This window comes from Micromonospora kangleipakensis, from assembly GCF_004217615.1.
Classification (GTDB): domain Bacteria; phylum Actinomycetota; class Actinomycetes; order Mycobacteriales; family Micromonosporaceae; genus Micromonospora; species Micromonospora kangleipakensis.
Map to the genome: position 1 here is coordinate 6550757 of NZ_SHLD01000001.1, position 19774 is coordinate 6570530.

The following is a 19774-nucleotide window of genomic DNA, read 5'->3' on the forward strand; positions in this document are numbered from 1 at the left end:
CGGCACTGCCTGCCCCGCCGAACCTCCGGCGGAGCGGTCTGGCGATGGTCGGGCGGCGCGCCCGGCCGGAATCGGCGGGGTCAGTGCGCCGGCGGGATGCGGCGGCGGACGTCCTCCGCCGTGGACGGGCCGGGGGTCCAGCGGGCGACCCAGGGCGCGTCCGCCGGCGGCGTCGACACGCCCTCCTCCACGGCGGCGTACCGGCCGGCGAGGATCCGCTTCGCCGCCGCCACGTCGAGCGAGTCGGTGTTGGACCACAGGCCGGTGAACAGCTCCTCGATCCGTAGCCGCGCCTGCCGGCAGAACAGGTCGGCCAGCTCGACGTTCTCCGGACGGGTGTCCCGCTCGGCGTACGCCCGGACGCAGACCGCGGACATCGCGAACAGCTCCGCGCCGATGTCCACCACCCGGCCGAGGAACGCCTGCTTGCGCTCCATCTTCCCCTGCCAGCGGGACATCGCGTAGAACGTCGACCGGGCCAGCTTGCGCGAGGTCCGCTCGACGTGCCGCAGGTGCCCGGCGAGCGGGCCGAACTCCGCGTACGCCCTGGGGGTCTGGCCCTTGCCGACGGCGAGGGTGGGCAGCCACTTCGCGTAGAAGAGGCCGGCCCGCGCGCCGGCCTTCGCCTTGCGGCCGAGGCTGGCGTCCGGGTCGATGATGTCGCCGGCCACCGAGAGGTGCGCGTCCACCGCCTCCCGAGCGATCAGCAGGTGCATGATCTCGGTGGAGCCCTCGAAGATCCGGTTGATCCGCAGGTCGCGAAGGATCTGCTCGACCGCGGCGGGGCGCTCGCCCCGGGCGGCGAGGGAGTCGGCCGTCTCGTAGCCGCGCCCGCCCCGGATCTGGATCAGCTCGTCGGCGATCTTCCAGGCCATCTCGCTGGCGTACAGCTTGACCAGCGCCGCCTCGATCCGGATGTCGTTGCGGTCGTCGTCGGCGAGCAGGCAGCAGAGGTCGAGCGTGCTCTCCATGCCGTAGGTGGTGGCGGCGATGAAGGCCAGCTTCTTGGCGACCGCCTCGTGCTCGCCGACCGGCCGGCCCCACTGGACCCGGTCGGCGGCCCACTCCCGGGCCACGTTGAGCGACCACTTGCCCGCCCCGACACACGTCGCCGGCAACGAGAGGCGCCCGGTGTTCAGCGTGGTCAGGGCGATCTTCAACCCCTTGCCCTCGCCGCCGATCACGTTCTCCGCCGGCACGAAGACGTCGTGGAAGCGGGTGAGGCTGTTCTCCAGGCCGCGCAGGCCGACGAAGGCGTTGCGGCGCTCCACCGTGATGCCCTCGCTGTCGCCCTCCACCACGAAGGCGGTGATCCCGCCGCGCCGGCCCTCGGTCGCCGGCACCCGGGCCATCACCACCAGCAGGGTGGCGACCGTGCCGTTGGTGGCCCAGAGCTTCACCCCGTTGAGCCGGTACCCCTTGCCGTCCGGGGTCGGCTCGGCGGTGGTGGCCAACCGGGCCGGGTCGGAGCCGACGTCCGGCTCGGTGAGCAGGAAGGCGGAGACCTCACCGGCGGCGAGCCGCGGCAGGAACCGCTGCTTCTGCTCCGGGGTGCCGAACATCTTCAGCGGCTGCGGCACGCCGATCGACTGGTGCGCCGAGAGCAGCGCCCCGATGGCCGGGCTGATCGAGCTGGCCCGCATCAGCGCCCGGCAGTAGTGCAGGTTGCTCAGCCCGAGCCCGCCGTACTTCCGGTCGATCTTCATGCCGAATGCGCCGAGCCGGGCCAGGCCGTGGAAGACCTCGTCCGGGATGTACGCCTCCCGCTCGATGGCCGCGCCGTCCACCTCGGAGTCGAGATACGCCCCGAGCGCGCCGAGGAACTCCTCGGCCCGCGTGACGTCGTCCGGATCGGACCGTGGCCAGGGGTTGATCAGGTCCAGCCGGAACCGGCCGAGGAAGAGCTCCTTGCCGAAGCTGGGCCGGTCCCAGGCCGACTCCCGGGCCGCCTCGGCGACCTGGCGGGCCTCCTTCTCGGAGACCTGTCCCGCCTCGGCGGGCAGCGGCCCCGCGCCGCCGGCCTCGTCGATCGCGGCGGCGGTTGCGGCCGCCTCGCCCGCCGAGGCCGCGGGACCGGTGTCGGGGTCGTCGATCGGCGCCACCCGTCCGGTGGGGCCGCCCGTGCCCTGCGTTCCGTCCGGTCGGTTGTTCTGTGTCGTGGTCACGGCTGCCCCCTCGAACCTCGGTCCGGCTGCGTCAACGTGCTCGACAAAGACGACGCTACCCCCGGGTAACACCCGGGGGTAGCGTTCTTGGCACGTCCGATTTGGCGGGACGCCAGCGGGGCTCAGTCGCCAGCGAGCACCTGCGGGTCGTCGTCATCGTCGTCGATCTCGTCGTCCCCCCAGCCGCGCCGGGCGAACGGCAGGATCACCCAGAAGGCCAGGAACCAGAGCGCGGTGACCGCGCTGAGCAGGAAGGCGACCGGCCGGCTGAGCACGAAGTCGGTGATCAGCAGCACCGCGCTGACCATGGAGATCAGCATGAAGGCCAGGCCGCCGCTGGCCATCCGGTGGGCGAACCGCACCAGCTCCGGCTTGCGGCCCTGCCGGAACAGCGCCCGGTGGAATGCTACCGGCGAGATGATCATCGCGGTGGCCGCCGCGGCGGCCAGCAACGCGACGATGTAGACGTCCCGCTGGAACTCGGTGATCCGGGTGAAACCGTTGCTGAACGGCAGGGTGAGCAGGAACGCGAAGAGGATCTGCACCCCGGTCTGCGCCACCCGCAGCTCCTGCAGCAGGTCGGCGAAGTTGCGCTGCCAGCGCTGCTTCTCGGTTTCCTTGGACACGCGCTACCTCCGCGACGACGGTACCGCCGGCGGGGAGCACCCCGTCGGCAGCAGAGCTTCTGCCCCGTCGGGCGTTCCGCGAAACCGCCTCGCGATCACCGCGCCGACGCCCGTCGACCGGGCCGGCGGACCGGTCACGCCCCCCGGCGGATCCGGCCGGCGTACCGGGCCTCCAGCTCGGCGTTGTGCTCGTCGCCGCCGGTGATGTTGGCCGACAGGTAGACCGGGGGCCGCTCCCCCGCCGCCAGCAGCCGGGCCACCACCTCCGCCACGATCTGCTGGGCCAGCAGCGCGGCCGTGATCGAGGAGACCGCGCCGACCGCGCCGCCGTCGGGCAGCGGCAGGGTGGCGTCGCCGTACGGGGCGCCGTTGTCGAGCACCACGTCGGCGAAGTCGGCGAGCTTGCGCCCGGACGGGTGCCGCGAGGTCATCCGGCCGGAGTGCTCGGCCGAGGTGATCGCCACCAGGGCGTGCCCCCGCTCCTTGACCAGGGACGCGAACTCCACCATGGCGCCGTTGACGCCCGAGTTGGAGGCGAGCACGAAGACGTCCCGCGGGCGTACCGGGGCCAGCTCGTAGAGCCGGTGCGCCACGGCCGGGTCGCGTTCCAGCTTCGGGCCGAGCACGTCGGCCGGCTCACCGCCGTAGAGCACCAGGTCGCGCAGCGCGATCCGGTTGGTGGGCACCAGTCCGCCGGCCCGCCCGGCGATCTCCATCGCGAGGGCCTCGGAGTGGCCGGTGCCGAAGGCGTGCACCACCCCGTCGGCGCGCAACGCCTCGGCGATCAGGTCGGCGGCCCGACCCACCGCCTCGCGCTGACCGGCGGCCACCCGGGCCATCGTCTCGGTCACCACCGCCAGGTACGCCTCGGCGCTCACCGTCATGCTTCCTCCGTCCGTCGGTTGCGGGCCAGCCACTCCACCGCGAAGTCGACCGCCGCCCGCTGCCTCATCAACCGGCCCGTCCCGTCGCCGACCGCGCCCACCCGCACCGCGGCGGTGGCCTCGAAGTCGGCGCCGAGCCGGGCGAAGTCGCTCTCGTCCAGGTCCACGTCGTCCCACCACACCCACTCCCGGCCGCCGTCGCCGGTCAGCACGGCGGCCCCCACCCGCGCCCTCGGCGCCGCCGGCCAGCGGTACTCCGCCAGGTGCAGGGAGGTGTTCGAGCCGTGGTCGACGCCGAGCAGCAGCACGTCGGCGTCGAGGTCGTGGAGCCGGGCCAGCGGGGAGCCCTCACCCAGCATGTCGGTCAGGGTGTGGTCGGCGACGATCCGCCCGGCGGCCGGGCCGAGCGCGGCGAAGGAGACCTGCGGGTGGTCGCTGCGCAGCGCGCCCGGCCAGGTGCGCACCTGCTCCGCGAGCGTGCCCATGAACCGGCTCGGCGTCAGCGCCGGGTCGAAGCCGGGCAGCTCCGCCCGGATCACCGGCCACCAGTCCGCCGGCACGGGCGGGTTGTTCCAGCCCGCCGGGTCGCTGTTCTCCGGGGTATGGGTGGGCACGACGAGGGTGCCGTCCGGCCCGAGCACGTCGCGCAGGGCCAGCACCACGGCCTGCGGGCCGCCGCAGACGAAGCCGAGCGGGCGCAGCGCCGCGTGCACCAGGAGTACACCGCCGGGGCGTACGCCGAGGTCGTGGAGGTGCGCGGCGAGCGACGCGCGGGTGTGGGGCCGGGCCGGCGCGGGCGTCGCGATCACGCGGCGACCCGGGCGAGGATCGCCTCGGCCAGCGGGCCGGGCGCCTCGTCGGGGATCCAGTGGGTGACGCCGGAGAGTTCGACGAGGCGGTAGTCGCCGGTCACGTGGGTCGCGCAGGCCTCGGCGGCGGTCCGGCCGATCGCGATGTCCTTGTCGCTCCAGACGAAGGTGGTCGGCACGGTCGCCGGGCCGACGGCCTTCATGTCGGTCCCCGACATCGCCCGGTACCAGTTCAGCGCGGCGGTCAGCGCGCCCGGCTCCCGCATCGGGTCGGCGTAGCGGGCGACCCGCGCCGCGTCGCCCACCCCGCCGAGCAGCTTGCGCAGCGCGGTGGCGTTGAGCGCGAGCAGCACCTTCTCGGCCTTGCCCGGCTTGCGGAAGAGCGCGATGTACGCGGAGCGGGCCTTCTGCTGGGGGTCGGTGGCGAGCGCGTGCGCCATCGCGGCCGGGTGCGGCACCGAGACCGCGGTGAGGGTGCGGACCCGCCGCGGGTGCGCCGCCGCCAGGCCCCACGCCACGATCGCGCCCCAGTCGTGTCCCACCACGTGCGCGGACTCCACCCCGAGCGCGTCGAGCACGCCGGCCGCGTCGGCCACCAGCTCCGGGATCCGGTACGCCTCGACCGCCGCCGGCCGTGCGCCCTGCGCGTAGCCCCGCTGGTCCAGCGCGTACGTGCGCAGCCCGGCGGCGTGCAGCGCGGGCACCACGTCGTCCCACTCGCCGCCGTGCTGCGGGAACCCGTGCAGCAGCAGGACGGGTGCGCCGTCCTCGGGACCGCCGGTGCGTACCTCGAACGTCAGACCTCGCGCGTCGACCCGCATGATCGGCAGCCTACCCAGCGGGCCGGGCCGGGGCCGGACCGCGACCGCCTGCTGGGCCACCACCCCACGTCGGTGCTAGCGTCTGCGGAGACAACTTCACATCCGACAGGGGAGCGCACAGCGCTGAGAGTGCGGGCACCGCCCGCAGACCCTCGAACCTGATCTGGGTAATGCCAGCGCAGGGAGTTCGGTCGACCTCCAGCCGCGCCGCCGTCCGGTGACACCGGGCGCGGCGTGCGTCTTCTCCTGGTTCGTTCACTGGACTGGGAGCAACCATGGACAACACCGCCAACCGTTGGCGCACCATCGACATCGTCATCGCCTCGGTGCTCGGAGTGGCCTTCGGCGTCATCTTCTGGGCCTGGGGCCTGCTGTGGAACGGGCCGGCGGACGCTATCCCGCTGCCCGGCCGGGCCGTCCTGTACGGCGTCTGGCTGGTGCCGGCCGTGCTGGGCGCGCTGATCATCCGCAAGCCCGGCGCCGCGTTCTTCACCCTCACCTTCGCCGCACTGGTCTCCGTGGCGCTCGGCAGCAGCTGGGGCTGGACGCTGGTCGTGCAGGGCCCGCTGGAGGCGGCGGCGGCGGAGCTCGCCTTCGCGGCCTTCGGCTACCGCAGCTACCGGCTGCCGGTGGCCCTGCTGGCGGCCACGCTCGCCGGGCTCGCCGCCTCGATCTACGACGTCTTCATCTGGTACCCGGGCACCGCGTGGGGCAGCTTCCGCCTGCCGTACATCCTGATCACCGCGGTCAGCTCCCTGGTCGTGGCCGGCCTGGGCAGCGTCGCGCTGACCCGCGCCCTGGCGGGCACCGGCGTCCTCGACCGCTTCCCCGCCGGCCGCGAACGCGCCGCCATCTGACCGCCACCCCACACCCGAACCCGCGTTGATCATGAAGTTGTTGTCATCCGGCGCGGCGTGTCGCGACAACAACTTCATGATCAGCGGACGGACGGCCGGAGGGACGGCCGGCGGGATGGGGGTGGGGCGGGGGTGAGTGGGGTGGAGCTGCGGGGGTTCGGGTGGCGGCATGCCGGGCGGTTGCGCTGGGCGGTGCGGGGGGTGGATCTTCGCATCGAGGCGGGTGAGCGGGTGCTGCTGCTCGGGGCGTCCGGGGCCGGGAAGAGCACGCTGCTGGCCGCGCTGGCCGGGCTGCTGCCGGAGGACTCCGGCGAGCAGGAGGGCACCGTCGAGGTCGACGGGCTCGACCCGCGCAAGGCCCGGGAACGGGTCGGCATCGTCTTCCAGGACCCCGAGACCCAGCTGGTGATGGCCCGCTGCGGCGACGACGTCGCGTTCGGGTTGGAGAACCGGGGCGTACCGGCCGACGAGATCTGGCCCCGGGTGGACGAGGCGCTGCGCCGGGTCGGCTTCCCCTACCACCGGGACCGGCCCACCGCCGCCCTCTCCGGCGGCGAGCAGCAGCGGCTCGCCCTGGCCGGGGCACTGGCCCTGCGGCCGACCCTGCTGCTGCTCGACGAGCCGACCGCCAACCTCGACCCGGCCGGCGCGACGCTGGTCCGGCGGGCCGTCGCGGACGCCCTCGACGCCGACACCACGCTGATCCTGGTCGAGCACCGGGTCGCCGAGGCGCTGCCGCTGGTCGACCGGGTGGTCGTCCTCGAACCGGGTGGCGGGGTCCGGGCCGACGGACCGCCCGCCGCGGTCTTCGCCGCGCACGGCGACGCGCTCGCCGCCGAGGGCGTCTGGGTGCCGGGTCGGACCGTGCCGCCCCGGCGCGCGACCGCCCCGGCGGGCGAGCCGCTGATCACCGCCGACCGGCTCGGCCTGCCGCCCCGGCTGGCCCCCACCGACCTTGCCGTACGCGCCGGCGAGGCGCTCGCCGTACTCGGCCCCAACGGCGCCGGGAAGTCCACCCTGGCCCTGCTCCTCGGCGGCCTGCTCCGCCCCGGCACCGGCACGGCCACCGCCACCGCCGCGCTCGCCGGCCGCGACGCGGGCACCCCCCCGCACCGCTGGCGGGCGCCCGCCCTGGCCCGGCGGATCGGCTCGGTCTTCCAGGACCCGGAACACCAGTTCGTCACCGGTACCGTCTTCGACGAGCTGGCGCTCGGTCCGCGCCGGACGGGCCGGTCGGAGGCGACGGTGCAGACCACCGTGGACGCGCTGCTGGACCGGCTCCGACTGGCGAAGCTCGCCGGCGCGAACCCGTACACCCTCTCCGGCGGCGAGGCGCGGCGGCTGAGCGTGGCGACCGCCCTGGCCACCGCGCCCCGCCTGCTGATCTGCGACGAACCCACCTTCGGCCAGGACCGACGGACCTGGCTGGAGCTGGTCGACCTCTTCGCCGAGCTGCGCGACGCCGGGCACGGCGTCGTCACCGTCACCCACGACCCGGACTTCGTCGCCGCGCTCGCCGACCGGACCGTCACCCTGGAGCGCCCGTGACCGCCACCCGCCACGCCCCGGCGACCGGCCGGACCGCCACCCCCGCGACGGCGGCCCGCATCGTGCCTGCGAGCGTCGGCTCCGGCGCAGCCGTGACCTGCCCCTCCGGGGCTCCCGCGACGGCCGACGCCGGAATGCCCGCGACGGCCGACGCCGGGACGTCCGTGCCCGCGGACAGAGGAGCGCGGCGGTGATCAGCATCGAGCCGGTCGCCGCGCCCGGCGCACCCCTGGCCCGGCGGAACCCGGTGGCGAAGCTGGCCGCCGCGCTGGTCTTCTCGTTCATCCTGATCGCCACCCTGGACCCGGTGGCCCCGGCGCTGGCCATCGCCGTCGAGCTGGCCGTGCTGCCGCTCTTCGGCATCCGCTACCGGGTGCTGGCCCGCCGGGCCTGGCCGCTGCTGGCCAGCGCCGCCGGCATCCTGGTCACCCTGGTGCTCTTCGCCGCCGACCGTTCCGGCCGGGTGCTCCTCGACGCCGGGCCGCTGCTGGTCACCTCCGGGGTGCTGGTCACCGCGCTCGGCCTGGTGCTCCGGCTGCTCGCCGTGGCCCTGCCCGGGATGATCGTCTTCGCCACCACCGACCCCACGGACCTGGCCGACGCGCTGATCCAGAACGCGAAGGCGCCGGCCCGGTTCGCCCTCGGCGCGCTGGCCGCGTTCCGGCTGGTGCCGCTGCTCGGCCAGGAGTGGCAGATGATCAGCATGGCCCGCCGGGCCCGGGGCGTGGACGCCGGCCGCAACCCGCTGGGCAGGCTGCGGCTCTTCGTCTCCACCGCGTTCGCGCTGCTGGTCGGTGCGATCCGGCGCGGCACCCGGCTGGCGGTGGCGATGGACGCCCGCGGCTTCGACGCCAGCGTCCCGCGTACGGTCGCCCGGCGGCAGCGCTTCAACACCGCCGACGGGCTGCTGGTGGTCGGGGCGGCGGTGCTGGCCGGCGCGGCGCTGACGGTCAGCGTCCTGCTGGGCACCTTCCGCCCGTTGATCGGCTGACCGCCGGCCCCCCTGCCCCCGGGCGGCCCCCTTCGGGTGCAGTTGTCGTCGCTGGAGCGACAACAACTGCACCCGGTCCGGTCAGCTGCGGCGGAAGGCGTACCGGCGGGCCTGCCCGGCGGGCTGGGTGCGGCCGGCGAATCGCGGGTCGCGGCCGGGCGGCGGGCCGGCCTTCGGCGGCGGCGGCGTCTCGGCCGCCGGAAGCACCGGCAGGTCGACCGGTACGGCCGGAGCCACCGCGAGGGTGTCGAGGTCGGGCGGGGTCACGTCCGCCAGGGACGGCTTCGCCGACGGCTTGCGGGACTTCTTCGGACTGCGTTTGGCGGGCATACGCTGCCTCCTTGGGCCGGGAACCGGCCGCTGGGGACCGGCCACCGAAGGGCGGCCCGGTCGGACGGGCACGGACGGGGTCCGCCCAGCCGAGGGTCCGACGAGCTGCCGCGCTGACGGCGGCGGAGAGCTGCGGACGCCCGGGAGCGGACAGGCCCGCGGCCACAGGCGGCGGACCAGGCTCTTCAGCTGGGGCGTCAGTTACGCATGCCGACACGCTAACCGACCGCCGGGCCGACCCGCACCCGTTTTACTGGCACGATCGGCGGCATGCTGATCGCGTTCTCCATCACCCCGCTCGGCGTGGGTGAGTCCGTCGGCGATCTGGTCGCCGACGCCGTCCGGGTGGTCCGCGAGTCCGGACTGCCGAACCGCACCGACGCCATGTTCACCACCATGGAGGGCGAGTGGGACGAGGTGATGGCGGTGGTGAAACGGGCGGTCGACACGGTCGCCGCCCAGGCGCCCCGGGTCAGCCTGGTGCTCAAGGCCGACATCCGGCCCGGGGTCACCGACGCGATGCACGCGAAGGTCGCCCACGTCGAGGCCCGCCTGGCCGAGGGCTGAGGACCGACCGCCACCCCACCCTCACCGGGCGTCGATGACCCGGCCCGGCGCCCCGGCGACCGCGATACGGTCGCAGGACGGGCAGTCCGACGAGAGGTGGCGGTACGGATGGCACAGCAGGCGACGGCGCAGATCGGCGTGACCGGTCTGGCGGTGATGGGCCGCAACCTGGCCCGGAACCTGGCCCGCAACGGCTTCGCCGTGGCGGTGCACAACCGTTCGCCGGAGCGCACCCGCAGCCTGGTGGCCGAGCACGGCGACGAGGGCGCCTTCGTGCCGTCGGAGTCCCTCGCCGACTTCGTCGCCTCGCTGGAGCGGCCCCGCGCGGTCATCGTCATGGTGAAGGCGGGCGCGCCGACCGACGCGGTGATCGACGAGCTGGTCCCGTTGCTGGAGGAGGGGGACATCGTCGTCGACTGCGGCAACGCGCACTTCGCCGACACCCGGCGGCGCGAGGAGGCGCTGCGCGGCCACGGGCTGCACTTCGTCGGCACCGGCGTCTCCGGCGGCGAGGAGGGGGCGCTGCGCGGCCCGAGCATCATGCCCGGCGGCTCGGCGGAGTCCTATCAGAAGCTCGGCCCGATCTTCGAGAAGATCGCCGCGCAGGTCGAGGGCGTCCCGTGCTGCCGGCACATCGGCCCGGACGGCGCCGGCCACTTCGTGAAGATGGTCCACAACGGCATCGAGTACGCCGACATGCAGCTCATCGCCGAGGCGTACGACCTCTTGCGGGCCGGGCTGTCGGCGAGTCCGGCGGAGATCGCGGAGATCTTCCGGGAGTGGAACGGCGGCGAGCTGGAGTCGTTCCTCATCGAGATCACCGCCGACGTGCTGGCGCACACCGATGCCGCGACCGGCAAGCCGTTCGTCGACGTGGTGCTCGACCAGGCCGAGCAGAAGGGCACCGGCCGCTGGACCGTGCAGAGCGCCCTCGACCTCGGCATCCCGATCACCGGCATCGCCGAGGCGACCTTCGCCCGGTCCCTGTCGGGCCACGCCGACCAGCGCGCGGCCGCCCGCCGCGCCTTCGGCGACGCGGGCGAGAAGTGGCAGGTCGAGGAACGGGAGACGTTCGTCGAGGACGTGCGGCGCGCGCTGCTGGCCAGCAAGATCATCGCGTACGCGCAGGGCTTCGACCACATCCGGGCCGGCAGCCGGGAGTACGACTGGGACATCGACCTGGGCGGCACCGCCACCATCTGGCGGGGCGGCTGCATCATCCGGGCCCGCTTCCTGGACCGGATCCGGGAGGCGTACGACGCCGAGCCGGAGCTGCCGACGCTGCTGGTGGCCCCGTGGTTCGCCGACCAGGTCGGGGCAGGGGTGCCGAGCTGGCGGCGGGTGGTGGCCGACGCGGCCCGGGCGGGCGTGCCCACCCCGGCGTTCTCGTCGTCGCTGGCCTACTTCGACGCGCTGCGCGCCGAGCGGCTGCCGGCCGCGCTGATCCAGGGGCTGCGGGACAACTTCGGCGCGCACACCTATCACCGCGTCGACCGGGAGGGCTCGTTCCACACGCTCTGGGCCGGCGACCGCTCTGAAGCGGAGGCGTGAGGCTCAGCCGCCCAGCAGTCCGGCCAGCCGCCGGCCGAGCCGGTCGGCCGGGTCGGGCGCTCAGGCGAGGGTCGCGTGCATCTCCCAGACCAGGATCTCGGACGGGTCGGTGGCGGCCACCCGCTGGCCGCCGGTCATGGTGATCCGGGCGGCGTCGCCCTCGCCGAGCCGGCCGGTGCCCTCCAGCGTGACGGCGCCGGTCGGCACGTAGAGGTGCAGGAAGGGCGCGTCGGGGAGGGTCACCTCGTCGCCGGGGGCGAGCCGGGCGGCGTGCAGGGTGGCGTACCGGTTGCGGATCCGGATCGCGGACGCGCCGTCGTACCGGTCCATCCCGGAGGCGACCGGGACCAGGCCGCCGCGGAGCAGCTCGTCGCCGATCTCCAGCTGCTCGTAGCCGGGGTCGACGCCGTCGGTGTCCGGGACGACCCACATCTGGACGAAGTGCACGGGGTCGGTGTGCGGGGTGGTGCCGGCGAGCCGCCAGGAGTCGTTCTTCTCCGAGTGCAGGATGCCGGTGCCGGCGCTCATCCGCTGGGCCAGTCCGGGGTAGATGACGCCGGTGTGGCCGGTGGAGTCCTGGTGCACCAGTGAGCCGCGCAGCACCCAGGTCACGATCTCCATGTCCTGGTGCGGGTGGGTCTCGAAACCGGTGCCCGGGTGCACCACGTCGTCGTTGTTGACCAGCAGCAGCCCATGGTGGATGTTGGCCGGGTCGTAGTGCCGGGAGAACGAGAACGAGTGCTTCGAGTCGAGCCAGGACAGCCGGGTGGCGAACCGGTCCTCGGCCCGACGGACGTCCACGGCGGGCGTCGGTGCCAGCGCCGTCACCAGGCACGCTGCCCGGTCTCGGTCGGCGCCCAGGTCAGCGCCGGCTCGCCGGTGGCCAGCTCGGCGATCTCGCCGGAGCGCACGCTCGGCGTGTGCCCGAGCTCGGCGCAGTGCTGCTCGGCGATCTCCGCGCAGATCCCGGCGACCTGCTCGCAGATCGGGCTGCCGAGGTCGGCCGCGTTCAACGCCATGATCATCTTGTACCGGAGATCCGGCATGCCCACCCCCGTGGCGGGCGCGTCCCGGCGGCGCGCCCTGCGCCGATCGTACGCGCGGACGCCCCGCCCTCCGGCCGGAAAAGCCGGATGCGGGGCGTGGACCGCGGGCCCGGTCAGCGCCGCGACGCTGCGGCGCCGACCGTGGACGTCACCAGAACCGACGACGCTTGGCCTTCTGCGGCCGCAGCATGTCGGCGCCCTTGGTGAGCAGTCGGCTCACCCCGGACGGACCACGCCGGGCCTCCAGGGTGTGGCTGAGCCGACGGGCGCCGGCCGCCGCCAGCGGCACGGCGACCGCCATGACCGCCCACTGGGCAATCCGCTTCTGAATCATGTGGGTTCACCTCCGCGATTGGCTGCTGTCCGATTGATACCCAGCGCGCCCCGTCGGTAAGCGTGACTCAGATCCGCGGCGCGACCGGATTGGGCAGCGCACCACCGAAGCGCCGGTCCCGCTTGGCGTAGAGCTCGCAGGCGTACCAGAGGTGGCGGCGGTCGAAGTCCGGCCAGAGGGTGTCGAGGAAGACCAGCTCGGCGTACGCGCTCTGCCAGAGCAGGAAGTTGGAGGTGCGCTGCTCGCCGGAGGGGCGCAGGAAGAGGTCCACCTCGGGGACCTCCGGGTGGTACAGGTACTTCGCGATGGTCTTCTCGGTGACCTTGCCCGGATCGAGCCGGCCGGCGGCCACGTCGCGGGCGATCGCGGCGGCGGCGTCGCCGATCTCCGCCTGGCCGCCGTAGTTGACGCAGAACTGGAGGGTCAGCGTCGAGTTGCCCCGGGACATCTCCTCGGCGGTCTGCAGCTCGGAGATGACGCTCTTCCAGAGCCGGCCGGCCCGACCCGACCAGACCACCCGGACGCCCAGGTCGACCAGCTGGTCGCGGCGGCGGCGGATCACGTCCCGGTTGAAGCCCATCAGGAAGCGGACCTCGTCCGGCGAGCGCCGCCAGTTCTCGGTGGAGAAGGCGTACGCCGACAGGTAGGGGATGCCCAGCTCGATCGCGCCCTCGATGGTGTCGAAGAGGGAGTGCTCCCCCTGCTCGTGACCCTTGGTGCGGGGCAGGCCGCGCTCCTTGGCCCACCGGCCGTTGCCGTCCATCACCACGGCGACGTGCTTCGGCACCGCGTCGGCGGGCAGCGCCGGGGGCCGGGCACCCGACGGGTGCGGAGTCGGTGGCACCGGCGCACGCCGGCCGGCCCTCGTCGATCGGATCACTCGGTCTTCTCCCTGTTCACACCGTCCGCCTCCGCGACCCCACCGACCTGCGGCGGGACCGCGGTGGCCGCCGGGGCACCCCGGTCGACCAGCGGCAGCGAGCGTAGCGCGCGCTCCAGGTGCCACTGCAGGTGCGCCGCGACCAGGCCGCTGCACTCCCGGCGTACGCCGGTCTCGGTGGCGTCGGCGAGCACCCAGTCGCCGGTGGTGAGCGCGGACATCAGGTCGATGGTGGCCGGCGCGGGGTGGGCGGCGCCGGGCGGCCGGCAGTCGGGGCAGACCGCGCCCCCGGCCGGTACGGAGAACGCCCGGTGCCGCCCCGGCGTGCCGCAGACCGCGCAGGCGGTCAGCGCCGGCGCCCAGCCGGCCAGCGCCATCCCGCGCAGCAGGTACGCGTCGAGCACCAGCGTGGTGGCGTGCTCGCCCCGGGCCAGGGACTTGATCGCGCCCAGGGTGAGCTGGAACAGCCGCAGCGACGGCTCCCGCTCGACCGGGGTGAGCCGCTCGGCGGTCTCCGCGATCGCGCTGGCCGCGGTGTAGCGGGGGTAGTCGCCGAGGAACCGCTTGCCGTACAGGTCGATCCCCTCGACCTGGCTGATGGTGTGCAGCGAGCTGCCGTACTCGCCCTTCGGGTCGCCGGCGAGCTGGAGGTCGACGTGGCCGAACGGCTCCAGCCGGGCGCCGAACTTGCTGGTGGTGCGCCGGATCCCCCGGGCGACCGCGCGCAGCCGGCCGTGCCGGCGGGTGAGCAGCGTGATGATCCGGTCGGACTCGCCGAGCTTCTGCACACGCAGGACCACCGCGTCGTCGCGGTAGAGCTGTCGGCGGTACCCGGCCATCCGGTCATTCTCCTCGGGGTGCGATCTCAGGGTCGGTTCGGGGTGGACGGGCGGAGGAACCCGGATGTGCGCCGGCCGACCCCGGTCGTAGCGTGCTGGCCATGGCTCTGCACCGGACCACCACCGCCACCACTGCCGTCGCCGGGCGCACGGGGGTCGCCGCCGCGACGGCCGCCGCTCTGATCCTCCTCGCCGGGTGTGACACCCTCTCGTTCCGCCGGCTCGACTTCGACAACACCGAGGCGGTGAAGATCAGCCGGATCACGGTGCTGCCGGGGTCCGGTGACGTGACGGTTCGCGCGTCCGGCGCCACCGCCGAGGTACGGATCAAGCGGATGCTGCGCTACCAGGGCGGCCAGCCCGACGCGCGGTACGAGATCAAGGGCGACGAGCTGGTGCTGGACACGGACTGCGGTGACCGGTGCAGCATCTCGTACGAGGTGACCGCCCCGGAGGGGGTGACGGTCCGGGGTGAGACCGGCTCCGGCAACGTGGAGCTGACCCGGGTCGGCCCGGTGGAGATCAAGCTCGGCTCCGGCGACATCAGGGTGACCGGCGCCACCGGCCCGGTACGCGCCGAGACCGGCTCCGGCAACATCGAGGTGGTCGACGTGGCCGGCCGGACGGACCTGCACGCCTCCTCGGGCGACATCAGCGCGCGGCGGCTCGGCGACCAGGTGGACGCGGAGGCCAGCTCCGGCAACGTCACCGTGGAGCTGGACCGGCCGGCCTCCGCCCGGGTCCACGCCGGCAGCGGCGACGTCGAGCTGACGGTGCCGGCCGGCCGGTACCGGGTCCGGTCCAGCACCGGCTCCGGGGACGCCGAACTGGGGGTCACCGACGACCCGACCGCCTCCCTGGTGCTCGACGTCGGCACCGGCAGCGGGAACGTGACGCTCACCCAGCGCTGATCTCCGTGCCGGTGGCCTCCCGGACGCCCCGCTGAGCGGGGACCCGGCCGCGGGCCGGGCCGCCCCGGGACACCGGCATGGTCGGCGACCGCGTCACGGCCGGCGCGGTCGGCGACCGTCTCGCGGCCGGCGTGGTCAGGGACCGCGCCGCGGCCGGCGCGCCGTCGAAGAACTGAGGGGCGGTCGCCCCCACGCCGACCGCGACCGGCTCGGCATCGGCGCCCGCCGGGGCGGGGCTGGCCGGGGCGGCGGCGGCCCGGCCGGCCGGCGTCGCACGGAACCCGCCGGGCAGCAGCTCCGGCGCCCGCCGGGCGGCCACGTCCTCGATCCAGCCGAACAGCACGGTGACCACGCCCAGCAGGGCGAAGACCAGCACCACCCGGACCGCCAGGCCGACCGGGTCCCGGTGGGACCAGCCGACCACGTCCACCAGCGGGGTGAGCGCCACCACGAAGGGCATGTGCCAGAGGTAGACGGTGAGCGCCCGCCGGTTCAGCACGGTGACCACCCGGCCGACGACGGCGTTGCGGTCCACCCACTCGGCGCGGGCCGGCGCCCGGCCGATCGTCACCAGGATGAACGCCGCCGACCAGAGGGCGTTGCCGAGGTGGATGTCGTTGAGGTCGTAGCCCCGCGGGCCGGGGTGGGTGAAGATCCAGGTCAGCCCGGCGGCGCCGAGGGCCAGCGCGACCGGCACCAGCACCCGGTCGCCCAGCCGGCGCAGCAGGCCGTCGTGGTGGGCGAAGCCGAGCAGCCAGGCACCGAAGTAGAGGCCGAACTCGCGCAGCACGGCGGGCGCGGCCGGCAGCAGGCCGATCTCGATCACCGCCAGCAGGGCGTACGGGGCGAGGAGGGTGGGCAGCGGGGCGCGGCGGAACAGCCATCGGGCGAGCGGCGAGGCGAGCACGAACCACAGGTAGTCCCGGAGGTACCAGATCACGCTCAGCGCCACCGCCCCCCAGCCGTTGGCCGGTGGGTCGCTGAGCGGGAGGAGCCAGAGCAGCACCTTCGGGGTCAGCGGCAGCCCGGTGAGCAGCATGGCCGGCACGAAGACCGCCGCCAGCACCCAGAGCGACGGCAGCAGGCGGCGCAGCCGGCGCAGGACGGCCGCCGGGCCGGTCCGGTCCAGGGAGGCGGCCATCAGCGAGCCGGCGAGCGCGAACATCACCGACATCGCCGGGAAGATCAGGGTCAGGGCCGCCCAACCGGTGACGTGGTAGACGACGACTCGGACGATGGCCAGGGATCGGAGCAGATCGAGGTATCGATTGCGCATCAGCCTGCATCTATGTCGGGGGCGGGGGTAACCGTCCCCTACCCTCCGACCCGGCCGGCCGAACCGACGAGCGGGCAGGGCGAAAAGTGAAACCTGCCATATCTGCGACCGATCCGGACCATTGCCGACCGAAACGCCGAGCCGCCGGCCCCCACGCGGGAGCCGGCGGCCGGACGTACGATCAGAAGCCGAGCTTGCGCAGCTGCTTCGGGTCGCGCTGCCAGTCCTTCGCGACCCGGACGTGCAGGTCCAGGTAGACCCGGGTGCCGAGCAGCTCCTCGATCTGCCGACGGGCGGTGGTGCCGACCGCCTTGAGCCGGCTGGCCCGGTGTCCGATCACGATCGCCTTCTGGCTGGGCCGCTCGACGTAGACGTCGGCGTAGATCTTCATGACCTGGCCCTCGGGGATCATCTCCTCCACCACCACGGCGATGGAGTGCGGCAGCTCGTCGCGGACCCCCTCCAGGGCCGCCTCCCGGATCAGCTCGGCGACCAGCACCTGCTCCGGGTCGTCGGTGAGCATGTCGTCCGGGTAGAGCTGCGGCGACTCGGGCAGGTAGCCGGTCATCACGTCGACCAGGGTGTCCACCTGGTGCCCGGAGACCGCGCTCACCGGCACCACGGCGGCGAACTCGCCCATCTCGCTCACCGCGAGCAGCTGCTCGGCCAGCCTCTTCTTGTCGACCAGGTCGGTCTTGGTCACCACGGCGAGGACGGTCGCCTTCAGCTCGGCCAGCTCGCCGGTGATGAACCGGTCGCCCCGGCCGATCGGCTCGTCCGCCGGGATGCAGAGGCCGATCACGTCGACCTCGCTCCAGGTGGAGCGGACCAGGTCGTTCAGGCGCTCGCCGAGCAGCGTCCGGGGACGGTGCAGCCCGGGCGTGTCGACCAGCACCAGCTGCGAGTCGGGGCGGTGCAGCACCGCGCGGATGATGTGCCGGGTGGTCTGCGGCTTGTTCGAGGTGATCGCGATCTTCGTACCGACGATCGCGTTGGTCAGCGTCGACTTGCCGGCGTTCGGCCGCCCGACGAAACAGGCGAACCCGGCCCGGTAGGGACGGGGCGCCTCCGGGTCCCGCACGCCGGTCATTCGACCACCGTGCCGAGGACGGTGCCGTCCGGCGCGGCCACGTGGATCGGCGCGTCGGCGGAGAGGTCGCGGACCGCGGCGTGCCCGGCGCCATCCAGCGTCGACGCCTCGGTCACCACCACGGCGGCCTCCAGCCGGCTGGCGCCGGCGGCCACCGCCGAGGCGACCGCGAGCTGGAGCGCGGTCAGGGTGAGCGAGGGCAGCGCCACGCTCGCCGCGGCGTACGTCCGGCCGTCCTGGTCGCGGACCGCCGCGCCCTCCACGGCGCCGACCCGGCCGCGCGCGCCCCGGGCCAGGATGACCAGCTTGCCGTCCTCGGCACTCAGCTCGGCCGGATCGGACGGGGTGGGCCGGGCCGCCGGCACGGCGGGTGACTCAGGCATCGGCGGGTTGCCTCTCCTCGGATCGGTTCTGGTTGCCGCGGGACTCGGCGTGCTCGCCACGCCCCGCGCTGTCGTGTGCGTCGGTCGGCTCGATCCGGCTCACCAGCACGGTGTCTATCCGGTTGCGCCGACCGGTGGTGCCCTCGGCGATCAGCCGCAGCCCGGCCACCTCGGCCTCGGCCCCGGGGATCGGGACCCGACCGAGCGACTGGGCGAGCAGACCGCCGACCGTCTCCACCTCGTCGGTGGGGAGTTCGGTGTCGAAGAGCTCGCCCAGATTCTCCACCGGGAGGCGGGCGGTGACCCGGACCGCCCCGTCGTTCAGGCGCTCGACCGGCGGGCGTTCGACATCGTACTCGTCGGTGATCTCGCCGACGATCTCCTCGAGGATGTCCTCGATGGTGACCAGGCCGCCGGTGCCGCCGTACTCGTCGACGACGATGACCAGGTGGTTGCGGGCCGCCTGCATCTCCGACAGCAGGTCGTCGACCGGCTTGGACTCCGGCACGAAGGTCGCCGGGCGCATCAGCTCCTCCACCGGCAGCTCCTCGGCCCGCGGGTCCCCGCCCCGGGTACGCCGGATCAGGTCCTTCAGGTAGAGCACCCCGAGCACGTCGTCGACGCTCTCGCCGATCACCGGGATGCGGGAGAAACCGGACCGGAGGAAGAGCGCCAGCGCCTGGGAGAGCGTCTTGCCCTCCTCTATCCACACCATCTCGGTGCGCGGCACCATCACCTCGCGGGCGATGGTGTCACCGAGGGCGAAGACCGAGTGGATCATCTGCCGCTCGCCGTGCTCCACGACACCGCGCTGCTCGGCCAGGTCGACCAGCTCGCGCAGCTCCACCTGGGTGGCGAACGGCCCCTCCCGGAAGCCGCGCCCCGGGGTGACCGCGTTACCGATCAGGATCAGCAGCGAGGCGAGCGGGTTCAGCGCCCGGCCCAGCCAGCGCACCAGCGGCGCGACCGCGCGCCCCACCGCGTACGCGTGCTGCCGGCCGATGGTCCGCGGCGCGACGCCGACCACCACGAAACTGACCACGGTCATCGCGCCGGCGGTGACCAGGGCGGCCCGCCAGCCGGCGCCGAAACTGTCCACGGCGACCAGCGCCACCAGGGTGGTGGCGGTCAACTCGGCCAGCAGCCGGAGCAGGAGCAACAGGTTGAGGTGGCGGACCACGTCCCCGGCGACCACCTGGAGGGCGCGCGCGCCGCGCGCCCCGTCCCGGGCCAGTTCGGCGGCCCGGGCCGGGGAGACGGCGGCCAGCGCGGCCTCGGTCATCGCGATGAGGCCGGCGAGCACCACCAGCCCCGCCGCGAAGACGATGAGCTGAAGATCGGGCAGGCCGGCGGTGGGGCCCGCCGCCAGGGTGGTCATCACCGGGATCGGGTCGACCGCCAGCTGGCCAGCAGTCGGGCCTGGAGCGCGAACATCTCCCGCTCCTCCTCCGGCTCGGCGTGGTCGTACCCGAGCAGGTGGAGCACGCCGTGCACGGTGAGCAGGTGCAGCTCGTCGGCGGACGAGTGGCCGGCGGTGGCCGCCTGCTTGGCCGCCACCTCGGGGCAGAGCACGATGTCGCCGAGCAGGGCCGGCTCGCCGCCGGCCGGGGCGGTCTCACCCGGGCCGTGGTCGACGCTGCCCTCGTCCATGGGGAAGGCGAGCACGTCGGTGGGGCCGTCGCCGCCCATCCAGCGATGGTTCAGCTCGGTCATGTAGGCGACGTCGACCAGCAGCACGGAGAGCTCGGCGAGGGGGTTGACCCCCATCTCGTCGAGGGCGTGCCGGGCGACGGCGAGCACGGCGTCGGTGTCGACCTCGATACCGGACTCGTTGGCGATCTCGATGGACAACTGTCTTCCTCTGAT

Annotated in this window: 22 protein-coding genes and 1 riboswitch; of the genes, 6 read left to right on the forward strand and 16 right to left on the reverse strand. The window is 74.1% G+C overall.

Translation table 11 applies throughout. The annotated features are described in order from the left end of the window. Positions 1-80 precede the first annotated feature (80 nt). The 5 genes from EV384_RS31165 to EV384_RS31185 form a co-directional block, all read right to left on the reverse strand. A complete protein-coding gene (locus EV384_RS31165; protein ID WP_130340926.1) occupies positions 81-2030 on the reverse strand; it encodes an acyl-CoA dehydrogenase family protein in 1950 nt (649 codons plus the stop codon). Positions 2031-2287: 257 nt separating this feature from the next. After that, the gene (locus EV384_RS31170) at positions 2288-2791 is read right to left on the reverse strand and encodes a DUF6328 family protein (RefSeq protein WP_130339003.1); all 504 of its coding nucleotides are present in this window, start codon (positions 2789-2791) and stop codon (positions 2288-2290) included. A 134-nt stretch (positions 2792-2925) separates the two neighbouring features. Beyond that, on the reverse strand, positions 2926-3675 hold the full coding sequence (locus tag EV384_RS31175) for a sugar isomerase domain-containing protein (RefSeq protein WP_130339005.1): 750 nt from the start codon (positions 3673-3675) through the stop codon (positions 2926-2928). Continuing rightward, entirely contained in the window at positions 3672-4484 is an 813-nt protein-coding gene (locus tag EV384_RS31180; protein WP_130339007.1) for an AAC(3) family N-acetyltransferase, read from the reverse strand. Before EV384_RS31180 ends, EV384_RS31175 begins: the two co-directional genes overlap by 4 nt. Next, positions 4481-5305, reverse strand: a complete 825-nt coding sequence (locus EV384_RS31185; RefSeq protein WP_130339010.1) for an alpha/beta fold hydrolase — start codon at positions 5303-5305, stop codon at positions 4481-4483. The genes EV384_RS31180 and EV384_RS31185 overlap by 4 nt, the downstream gene beginning before the upstream one ends. A 97-nt stretch (positions 5306-5402) precedes the next feature. Beyond that, positions 5403-5508, forward strand: a riboswitch (TPP riboswitch). A 72-nt stretch (positions 5509-5580) separates the two neighbouring features. Here EV384_RS31185 and EV384_RS31190 point away from each other — a divergent pair. The 3 genes from EV384_RS31190 (at position 5581) to EV384_RS31200 (ending at position 8701) form a co-directional block, all read left to right on the forward strand. Continuing rightward, complete coding sequence (locus EV384_RS31190) at positions 5581-6162, forward strand: ECF transporter S component (protein ID WP_130339012.1); 582 nt, start codon at positions 5581-5583, stop codon at positions 6160-6162. Between the two features lie 132 nt (positions 6163-6294). After that, positions 6295-7710: an ABC transporter ATP-binding protein gene (locus tag EV384_RS31195; protein WP_130339014.1), complete on the forward strand. Its 1416-nt coding sequence runs from the start codon at positions 6295-6297 to the stop codon at positions 7708-7710. A gap of 190 nt (positions 7711-7900) precedes the next feature. Next, positions 7901-8701, forward strand: coding sequence for an energy-coupling factor transporter transmembrane component T family protein (locus EV384_RS31200; protein WP_130339016.1), 801 nt, complete (start codon positions 7901-7903; stop codon positions 8699-8701). Between the two features lie 81 nt (positions 8702-8782). Here the strand turns inward: EV384_RS31200 and EV384_RS31205 are convergent, their stop codons facing one another. Beyond that, positions 8783-9031 carry a hypothetical protein gene (locus EV384_RS31205; RefSeq protein WP_130339018.1) on the reverse strand — a complete coding sequence of 83 codons (249 nt, stop codon included), beginning with the start codon at positions 9029-9031 and terminating at the stop codon, positions 8783-8785. A gap of 270 nt (positions 9032-9301) precedes the next feature. On the opposite strand from EV384_RS31205, the gene EV384_RS31210 reads away from it, so the two are divergent. Together EV384_RS31210 and gndA are read left to right on the forward strand one after the other, a co-directional pair. Continuing rightward, entirely contained in the window at positions 9302-9598 is a 297-nt protein-coding gene (locus EV384_RS31210; protein ID WP_130339020.1) for an MTH1187 family thiamine-binding protein, read from the forward strand. 108 nt (positions 9599-9706) lie between these two features. Then, a complete protein-coding gene (gene gndA / locus EV384_RS31215) occupies positions 9707-11149 on the forward strand; it encodes an NADP-dependent phosphogluconate dehydrogenase (RefSeq protein WP_130339022.1) in 1443 nt (480 codons plus the stop codon). Positions 11150-11209: 60 nt separating this feature from the next. Here gndA and EV384_RS31220 read toward each other — a convergent pair whose 3' ends face one another. The 5 genes from EV384_RS31220 to recO form a co-directional block, all read right to left on the reverse strand. After that, positions 11210-11977, reverse strand: a complete 768-nt coding sequence (locus tag EV384_RS31220) for a pirin family protein (RefSeq protein ID WP_242624378.1) — start codon at positions 11975-11977, stop codon at positions 11210-11212. Beyond that, on the reverse strand, positions 11974-12195 hold the full coding sequence (locus tag EV384_RS31225) for a thioredoxin reductase (RefSeq protein WP_130339026.1): 222 nt from the start codon (positions 12193-12195) through the stop codon (positions 11974-11976). Before EV384_RS31225 ends, EV384_RS31220 begins: the two co-directional genes overlap by 4 nt. A gap of 148 nt (positions 12196-12343) precedes the next feature. Further along, a complete protein-coding gene (locus tag EV384_RS31230) occupies positions 12344-12529 on the reverse strand; it encodes a hypothetical protein (protein WP_109943664.1) in 186 nt (61 codons plus the stop codon). Positions 12530-12596: 67 nt separating this feature from the next. Next, entirely contained in the window at positions 12597-13373 is a 777-nt protein-coding gene (locus tag EV384_RS31235; protein WP_207232519.1) for an isoprenyl transferase, read from the reverse strand. 32 nt (positions 13374-13405) lie between these two features. After that, positions 13406-14248: a DNA repair protein RecO gene (recO, locus tag EV384_RS31240; protein WP_130339030.1), complete on the reverse strand. Its 843-nt coding sequence runs from the start codon at positions 14246-14248 to the stop codon at positions 13406-13408. Between the two features lie 101 nt (positions 14249-14349). Between recO and EV384_RS31245 the strand changes: the two genes are divergently transcribed. After that, complete coding sequence (locus EV384_RS31245) at positions 14350-15159, forward strand: DUF4097 family beta strand repeat-containing protein (RefSeq protein ID WP_130339032.1); 810 nt, start codon at positions 14350-14352, stop codon at positions 15157-15159. Here the strand turns inward: EV384_RS31245 and EV384_RS31250 are convergent. From EV384_RS31250 to ybeY, 5 genes are all read right to left on the reverse strand, one after another. Continuing rightward, on the reverse strand, positions 15146-16435 hold the full coding sequence (locus EV384_RS31250) for an acyltransferase family protein (RefSeq protein ID WP_242624379.1): 1290 nt from the start codon (positions 16433-16435) through the stop codon (positions 15146-15148). The genes EV384_RS31245 and EV384_RS31250 overlap by 14 nt on opposite strands. A gap of 181 nt (positions 16436-16616) precedes the next feature. Then, complete coding sequence (gene era, locus EV384_RS31255; RefSeq protein ID WP_130339034.1) at positions 16617-17525, reverse strand: GTPase Era; 909 nt, start codon at positions 17523-17525, stop codon at positions 16617-16619. Further along, positions 17522-17908, reverse strand: a complete 387-nt coding sequence (locus tag EV384_RS31260; protein ID WP_109804788.1) for a cytidine deaminase — start codon at positions 17906-17908, stop codon at positions 17522-17524. Before EV384_RS31260 ends, era begins: the two co-directional genes overlap by 4 nt. Continuing rightward, complete coding sequence (locus EV384_RS31265; protein ID WP_207232697.1) at positions 17901-19310, reverse strand: hemolysin family protein; 1410 nt, start codon at positions 19308-19310, stop codon at positions 17901-17903. Before EV384_RS31265 ends, EV384_RS31260 begins: the two co-directional genes overlap by 8 nt. Then, positions 19286-19759 (reverse strand): rRNA maturation RNase YbeY, encoded by a 474-nt coding sequence (ybeY, locus tag EV384_RS31270; protein WP_130339038.1) that lies wholly within the window; start codon positions 19757-19759, stop codon positions 19286-19288. Before ybeY ends, EV384_RS31265 begins: the two co-directional genes overlap by 25 nt. Positions 19760-19774: the final 15 nt, after the last annotated feature.

Bases quoted from the DNA above. Each gene is read 5' to 3' on its own strand.
- EV384_RS31175 (WP_130339005.1), bottom strand. From the start codon at position 3,675: ATGACGGTGAGCGCCGAGGCGTACCTGGCGGTGGTGACCGAGACGATG.
- EV384_RS31185 (WP_130339010.1), bottom strand. From the start codon at position 5,305: ATGCGGGTCGACGCGCGAGGTCTGACGTTCGAGGTACGCACCGGCGGT.
- EV384_RS31190 (WP_130339012.1), top strand. From the start codon at position 5,581: ATGGACAACACCGCCAACCGTTGGCGCACCATCGACATCGTCATCGCC.
- EV384_RS31205 (WP_130339018.1), bottom strand. From the start codon at position 9,031: ATGCCCGCCAAACGCAGTCCGAAGAAGTCCCGCAAGCCGTCGGCGAAG.
- EV384_RS31210 (WP_130339020.1), top strand. From the start codon at position 9,302: ATGCTGATCGCGTTCTCCATCACCCCGCTCGGCGTGGGTGAGTCCGTC.
- gndA (WP_130339022.1), top strand. From the start codon at position 9,707: ATGGCACAGCAGGCGACGGCGCAGATCGGCGTGACCGGTCTGGCGGTG.
- EV384_RS31225 (WP_130339026.1), bottom strand. From the start codon at position 12,195: ATGCCGGATCTCCGGTACAAGATGATCATGGCGTTGAACGCGGCCGAC.
- EV384_RS31230 (WP_109943664.1), bottom strand. From the start codon at position 12,529: ATGATTCAGAAGCGGATTGCCCAGTGGGCGGTCATGGCGGTCGCCGTG.
- recO (WP_130339030.1), bottom strand. From the start codon at position 14,248: ATGGCCGGGTACCGCCGACAGCTCTACCGCGACGACGCGGTGGTCCTG.
- EV384_RS31245 (WP_130339032.1), top strand. From the start codon at position 14,350: ATGGCTCTGCACCGGACCACCACCGCCACCACTGCCGTCGCCGGGCGC.
- EV384_RS31250 (WP_242624379.1), bottom strand. From the start codon at position 16,435: ATGCGCAATCGATACCTCGATCTGCTCCGATCCCTGGCCATCGTCCGA.
- era (WP_130339034.1), bottom strand. From the start codon at position 17,525: ATGACCGGCGTGCGGGACCCGGAGGCGCCCCGTCCCTACCGGGCCGGG.
- EV384_RS31260 (WP_109804788.1), bottom strand. From the start codon at position 17,908: ATGCCTGAGTCACCCGCCGTGCCGGCGGCCCGGCCCACCCCGTCCGAT.